Below are 2,108 nucleotides of genomic sequence, written 5' to 3'. Positions count from 1 at the left end.
AACTCGTGCCCTGGGAATGGAAGGCAATCCGCGAGCAGACGAAAGCTGTCTGACCGCGGCACTCAGCGGATGCTTACTGATCGCCGGTGTTGTCAACGCTTTCGATGTTCGATTGCGTGGCGGTTTCAAGGCGGAGATCTTCCCGCTCGACGCGAGGGAGCGGGAATGCCTGATGCGGCTGGCCCAGGGGCATCGGTTGCAGCGCATCGCCGACGCCATGGGCCTGACCGACCGGCAGGTCGAGAAGCTGACGATCTCCGCGCGCCGGAAGCTGCATGCGACGACCTTGCCGCAGGCCCTCGCCACCGCGCTCATCTTCGAGCTGATCGCCCTGTAGCCGGGAGCCTTCGATCCGGGATGGAGCGGCCGCGTCGGGGGCCGGGGGAAAATACCCCAGTTGATGGCGGCCGGGGGGCATCGGCTATTGTCCTTCCGACCCCTTTATCGGCGAGAGGCGATGCGCGATGGGCGACGAAGAGAACGCTCTCGTCCTGACGGCGCGGGAGAAGCAATGTCTTGCGTATCTCGCTCAAGGCTTGCGGTGCCGGGCGATGGCCAGCGCCATGGGCATCACCGTGAAGACCGTGGAAAAGCAGATCGAGTCGGCGCGACGGAAAGTCGGGGCGAAGACGCGGGAGCAGGCGGTCGCCATCGCCGTTGCAAAGCGGCTTGTTTAGCCGGGGGCGGGCGCTTCCTTGCCACGGATTGCGGCTGCGCATGAACGCCGCCCAGGGCCTTGGCTGCGGCGCAGCCTTGCCGATGCCGTGCATTGGCCCCTGCGAGAAAGCCACCCGCGGTCTTTCCAGGCGGCAGCTCCAGCGCCGTGCGGCGGCGTCGCGAACGACACCCGAGGCGGCCGGGGAAAATCCCCCAATTGCTGGGACGGGCGCGCGTTTCCTAGCATCGCACCGACATCGCCGCCGACCGGGAGAAATCCGGCCCGGCCGGACAGGGCCACATGCCGCCCCGACCACAGAATGCCGCAGGTGAGTGCCTATGACGACGCCCGTCCGCATCGGACCTGAGTTCCTCGTCAACACCACGACGGCGCATGGCCAATATGCCTCCAACGTGGCGGCGCTGACCAACGGGGACTTCGTCGTTTCTCGGAGACACGATCTTATTTCTGTTTGCGATCCAGTGCAGGTTGCACTTGAAGGCACTGTGATGGGCCGCGCCGAAGCGCACCAGTGTGACGAACAGGTGCTAGGCGGCTTCCGTCAGGACCACGCCGGCCAGACAGCGACCGGCAGGTGGGTGATTCTCCAATGCGTTCAGCGTCTCAATGCACATTACTGAAGAAAGGATGCGCAGCATGAAAGCTATTGTTGCCTACACCGCCATGGTGGTTGCCCTGTGCTCATGCCGGATGACATCATCGCACGGATTAATTTCTGAAGAACTCGCCGTTAGCCCAAATTTCACGGCCGGACTTATCCTTTCTAAGGATGAGGCCACGGGGCAATGGTGGCAGCATGATATTTCGAAGATATCAGATGCCCCGCCAGCGTATAAATTCAATGAGAAGCAGGAAGACGAATATGACGTTGTTTTTGCGTTAATCGATAGGGATAGATATATCGCACAAATTACAAATCGTGAGAAGAAGATCTTCTACAATATATATCAGATCAAAGACGGAGAAGCAACGGAAGTGCATTACAAGGAAAGCGATATGTCTGCCTGCTTAAGCAAAAAAGGGATTGATAATGTTTACAGTGACAAGGTTGGCGATGATAACATTAAAATTATTGGCAGCCCAGCGGCGAAAAAGTTCGTCGCAGCAATAAAGGAGTGCGCATCGAATGGCGGCTATCTAATGAAAAATGCAAGCTATATTGAGAAAAGGAAATACTTTGATCGCAATTAAGGTGGCCGAAACAGGCAAAATCGACGCATCATGATACGTCTACGCGCCAGCAGATGAGGCCGTTGGCGATGTGGTGGAAGGCCGTGAAGATGCGGGTGCGCCCTTCGTATTGGACGGCGATGGGCGCCGTCGGGTTTGAGCCCGGTTGGGGGTGCCCCTAACAGGCCGCGGAAAAAGGCTATGCCCGGCTTGCCGGTCGTGATTCTCTCCGTTTGAAGAGAATGCGGCCGGTGAGGGG

4 protein-coding genes are annotated in these 2,108 nt (G+C 59.0%); all 4 read left to right on the top strand.

Annotated elements, in window-relative coordinates; all coding sequences use genetic code 11:
* Positions 1-337: LuxR C-terminal-related transcriptional regulator (locus tag QSG27_RS28710; protein WP_306712245.1), on the top strand; the 337-nt coding region annotated here is incomplete at its 5' end.
* A gap of 127 nt (positions 338-464) precedes the next feature.
* Complete coding sequence (locus QSG27_RS28705) at positions 465-677, top strand: response regulator transcription factor (RefSeq protein ID WP_306712243.1); 213 nt, start codon at positions 465-467, stop codon at positions 675-677.
* Positions 678-996: 319 nt separating this feature from the next.
* On the top strand, positions 997-1,299 hold the full coding sequence (locus tag QSG27_RS28700) for a hypothetical protein (RefSeq protein ID WP_306712241.1): 303 nt from the start codon (positions 997-999) through the stop codon (positions 1,297-1,299).
* 16 nt (positions 1,300-1,315) lie between these two features.
* Positions 1,316-1,870 carry a hypothetical protein gene (locus tag QSG27_RS28695; protein WP_306712239.1) on the top strand — a complete coding sequence of 185 codons (555 nt, stop codon included), beginning with the start codon at positions 1,316-1,318 and terminating at the stop codon, positions 1,868-1,870.
* Positions 1,871-2,108: the final 238 nt, after the last annotated feature.

Origin of the sequence: Azospirillum isscasi, from assembly GCF_030849505.1 — a bacterium.
In the GTDB taxonomy this organism is placed as follows: Bacteria; Pseudomonadota; Alphaproteobacteria; order Azospirillales; family Azospirillaceae; genus Azospirillum; species Azospirillum isscasi.
Note: the sequence above shows the minus strand (reverse complement) of the source record. Positions and strands in the feature narration are given on the sequence as shown.

Bases quoted from the DNA above. Each gene is read 5' to 3' on its own strand.
- QSG27_RS28705 (WP_306712243.1), top strand. From the start codon at position 465: ATGGGCGACGAAGAGAACGCTCTCGTCCTGACGGCGCGGGAGAAGCAA.
- QSG27_RS28695 (WP_306712239.1), top strand. From the start codon at position 1,316: ATGAAAGCTATTGTTGCCTACACCGCCATGGTGGTTGCCCTGTGCTCA.
- QSG27_RS28700 (WP_306712241.1), top strand. From the start codon at position 997: ATGACGACGCCCGTCCGCATCGGACCTGAGTTCCTCGTCAACACCACG.